Source organism: Mesorhizobium sp. M7A.F.Ca.CA.004.12.1.1 (assembly GCF_003997835.1).
Lineage (GTDB): Bacteria > Pseudomonadota > Alphaproteobacteria > Rhizobiales > Rhizobiaceae > Mesorhizobium.
In genome coordinates this window covers 1-3,401 of sequence record NZ_RZRK01000673.1, presented here as the reverse complement: position 1 = coordinate 3,401, position 3,401 = coordinate 1, and the positions used below count along the sequence as shown (strand labels likewise).

4 protein-coding genes are annotated in these 3,401 nt (G+C 66.0%); 1 reads left to right on the top strand and 3 read right to left on the bottom strand.

What is annotated here, in order from left to right; translation table 11 throughout:
• Nucleotides 1-302: 302 nt before the first annotated feature.
• The 3 genes from EN984_RS27410 to EN984_RS27400 form a co-directional block, all read right to left on the bottom strand.
• Nucleotides 303-1,097 carry an SH3 domain-containing protein gene (locus EN984_RS27410; protein ID WP_306663754.1) on the bottom strand — a complete coding sequence of 265 codons (795 nt, stop codon included), beginning with the start codon at nucleotides 1,095-1,097 and terminating at the stop codon, nucleotides 303-305.
• Between the two features lie 300 nt (nucleotides 1,098-1,397).
• Complete coding sequence (locus EN984_RS27405; protein ID WP_127271223.1) at nucleotides 1,398-2,162, bottom strand: metallophosphoesterase family protein; 765 nt, start codon at nucleotides 2,160-2,162, stop codon at nucleotides 1,398-1,400.
• A gap of 74 nt (nucleotides 2,163-2,236) precedes the next feature.
• The gene (locus EN984_RS27400; RefSeq protein WP_127269317.1) at nucleotides 2,237-2,593 is read right to left on the bottom strand and encodes a helix-turn-helix transcriptional regulator; all 357 of its coding nucleotides are present in this window, start codon (nucleotides 2,591-2,593) and stop codon (nucleotides 2,237-2,239) included.
• 199 nt (nucleotides 2,594-2,792) lie between these two features.
• Between EN984_RS27400 and EN984_RS27395 the strand changes: the two genes are divergently transcribed.
• A partial coding sequence (locus tag EN984_RS27395) for an MFS transporter (RefSeq protein ID WP_164765679.1) occupies nucleotides 2,793-3,401 on the top strand: 609 nt, incomplete at its 3' end.

The following is a 3,401-nucleotide window of genomic DNA, read 5'->3' as shown; positions in this document are numbered from 1 at the left end:
CCCCACAAGGGGGAGGGAGACTCCAGTCGGCGCTGACAACGGCAAACTGCCAATGTTTCAGACGCCAAAAGGATCGGTGCGCGGCAGCGTTCCCTCCCCCTTGTGGGGAGGGTCCTTCTTCGCAAGAACCCATATGCGATAGCCCTGCCTCAAGGGGGGAGATCGGACGTCGCGACCATTTTCGCCAATTTTCGACGTTAGAAAAAAGCTGTGAAGTTGAAGCTGCCAATCTCCCCACTTGAGGGGGAGATGTCCGGCAGGACAGAGGGGGGCGCTGTCTCGCCGACATCCAAAGAGTCCGGCTAATTCCCCGACACCAATGTATCCGTGATCTCAAACCGCTCGGCCACCCCGATGCGGATCATGTTGAGGCTGCCTTCGCGGGTGAAGCGGAAGTCGCCGGGCGCGTCGGAACCGGCCGGCTGGCCGGCACGGAAGGAAATGATGCGCGTGCCGCCGTCGGGCCAGGTCACAGTGATGTTCGCCTTGTCGGCGGTGTGCACCACGCTGACCTTGCAGCGCTCCATCGGCTGGCCGACATAGCGGGCGCAGGGAATCTCGGGATCCGGCGAGACGTCAGGCGCCGCCAGCGCCAGTACGTACGCATCCTGCATGGCGGCGCGGCCGATTTCGGCGGCGGATTTTGGCGTGCTTTCGGCTGCCGGGCCGGCGCCGCCAAGCCGCGCCGTCAGGTCGGGCGGTGCGACCGGCGCGCTGTTGGCCGGGCCGGTGGCATGGGATTGATCCGGCGCCGAGGACTGCCCGGCGTCATTGGCGCTGCCGGTGGAGGCAACCACCGGCGCGTCGGCCGGTCTTGTCTCGCCTTCGACATAGGGAGCCGGATTGAGGGGGATGAGATAGCGCGCCGGCGCCCAGCCGCTCAGCTTCTCCTTGCCCGTGCTTTCGATTTTGCACCATTTGTAGCCGTTGATGTCGTTGCAGCCGAGATTGGTGACCATGTCGCCGCTGCTCAGCCGCGCCTCGACCGTGGCGACCGGCGATGCGGTGGTGCGGACTTTGAGAAGGTCGTCCGGCGCCAGGCCGGTGACGACGGAGATGACGAGCTCCGGCGCCTCTTGGGCCATCTCTTCAGCCATAGCGGGGGCAATCACCGGCCACGCCGTCATCAACAGCGGAGCCGCAATCAGCGCATGGAGGGTTGTTCGGAGCGTAACTGTGCGCCTCATCTTTTGGCCGTGCGCTGATACCGTGCCGCGGCGGATCGAGCCCGCCGCAAGCCCGGCCGGTTTTATAAGGGACGACGCGGCGCCATGTAAGCCCGAAAATTCGGCTCGCCGTTTCGCCAGCCTCAACCCGGACCGCCGGGCCGTGAGGCAGCTCAGCTGGACGGGCGTGAACGCGCAAGAGCGTTCAGCCGGGCATGAACGCAAGAGCGTTCAGCCGGGCAGGGGCATGAAGCCGGTTCTGAGCGCGTGAGCCCATTCCGGCCGGCCCGCCTGTTCGGCTTGCCTGGCGGCCGCCTCGTGGTCGTAGTCGACGGCGATGGCCTCGAAGCGGTCGGGTTGGCCGTTGCTGCCCAAGGTGACGATGCCGTAGCGCGCATGCGGCGAGCCCTGCTCGGAGACATGCGCCGGCGGTGTGGAATCCTCATAGGCAGGGCAGCCGATGCTGCCCGGATTGAAGATGACGGGACCATCGGGGACGCGGATCAGTTCCGCGCGGTGGCTGTGGCCGCACAGCGCGATGCGGCAAGCCGGGTCGAGCGTCTTCAGCCGCCGCCGGATCGCCGCCAACGGCGCACGCACCAGCTGGCCATTGACGATGGTATCGGCGAGATATTTCTCGTCATGGTCGGGACGGGCGTGGAAAGCGATGATTCCGGGTGCGATCTCCAGCGTCAGCGGCTGGGCGAAAAGCATCTGGCGCTGCGTCTCGGTCAGCCGCTCCTGCGCATAGACGTCGGAGGGCCACATGGTGTCATCGGCGGGGTCGGCGGCGACACGGCGGTCGTGGTTGCCGCGCACGGTCGGCAGGTTCAGCGCCTCCAACCGCGCAAATGTCTCGCGCGGCCAGAGCGGGCCGGAAACGCTGTCGCCGAGATTGACGGTCAGGTCGGCGCCGCCGCGCCGCTCCAGATCGTCAAGCACGGCGTCGAGCGCCAGCACATTGCCGTGGATATCGGCGAGGACGGCGATGCGCATTTCGGGAAGCTCCTGTGTGACGCCGCTTTTCCTTTTCCCCACGTTCGTGGGCGAGGAACCCAAGTTCTGCAAGGTCAGGCGTGCACTTCAATATCGTGGCCGCCGACCGCCGGCAGTGCCGGATCGTCGCCGGCGGCGGCGATGACGCTGTCGAGCAGGCCGGGGAAGCGGGCGTCGAGATCGGCGCGGCGCAGTGTGATCATGCGGTTGGTGCCGACCACCTCGGCGCGGGTGACGCCGGCCTCGCGCAATTTGGCCAGGTGGTAGCTCAGATTGGTCTTCGAGCCGAAATCGAGGAACTGGCTGCAGTTCAGCGGCACGCCTTGCTTGCTGGCGAGATAGCGCACGATGGCGAGCCGGGTCGGGTCGCCGAGCACGCCAAGCACGATCGGCAGGCTGATCTGGTCCGTATTGGGGTGTGGCAAGGTCATGGCTCGAAACTAAGCACAGTCGGGTCCGATTTCAACGCATCCATCATTGTTGGCCCGCACGCGGCCTTTCTCCGTCTGGCGCCGACCTGTGCTGACACAGGGCTGTCAGGAAGGTTCAGCTATTTTTCCCTGGCTTCATTGACATGATGCCCTATTGTGTCCAATTGTTCAATAACTTTTGAACTAAGGACATCCCGCCATGGACAAGCGCCTTTTCTGGCTCGCGCTCGGATCGTTCACGATCTCGACCGAAGGCTTCGTCATCTCCAGCCTTCTGCCCGACATCGCGGCGGATGCCGGTATCTCCATTCCGCTGGCCGGCACGCTGATCACCGCCTTTGCGCTCGCCTATGCGATCGGCACGCCGATCCTGGCGACGCTGACAGGCGAGTGGGACCGGCGCCGCGTCATCCTGTGGACGCTGGTGTTCTTCGTGCTCGGCAACGTCGCCGCTGCCTTGAGTTCCTCCTTCGAACTGCTGCTGGTCGCGCGCATCGTCATGGCGCTGTCGTCGGGCCTGTTCGCCGCAACCGCGCAAGGCACCGCGGTGGCGCTGGTCGATGACCATCACCGGGCGCGTGCCATCGCCGTCGTCGTCGGCGGCACCACGGTGGCCGTTGCGCTCGGTGCGCCACTGGGCGCGCTCGTTGCCACCGTTGCCGGCTGGCGCGGAACTTTTTTTGCCATCGCCGGCCTTGGCGCGCTTGCCGGCGCGATCCTTTGGTACCGGCTGCCGCGGGGCATCGTTGGCACCAGGCTGCCCTTGAAGCGCAGGCTGGGGGCAGCGCTGCGTCCCGGCGTGATGCCG

Excerpts from the sequence above, each read along its gene's own strand:
- EN984_RS27410 (WP_306663754.1), bottom strand. The coding sequence starts at position 1,097 with ATGGCTGAAGAGATGGCCCAAGAGGCGCCGGAGCTCGTCATCTCCGTC.
- EN984_RS27405 (WP_127271223.1), bottom strand. The coding sequence starts at position 2,162 with ATGCGCATCGCCGTCCTCGCCGATATCCACGGCAATGTGCTGGCGCTC.
- EN984_RS27400 (WP_127269317.1), bottom strand. The coding sequence starts at position 2,593 with ATGACCTTGCCACACCCCAATACGGACCAGATCAGCCTGCCGATCGTG.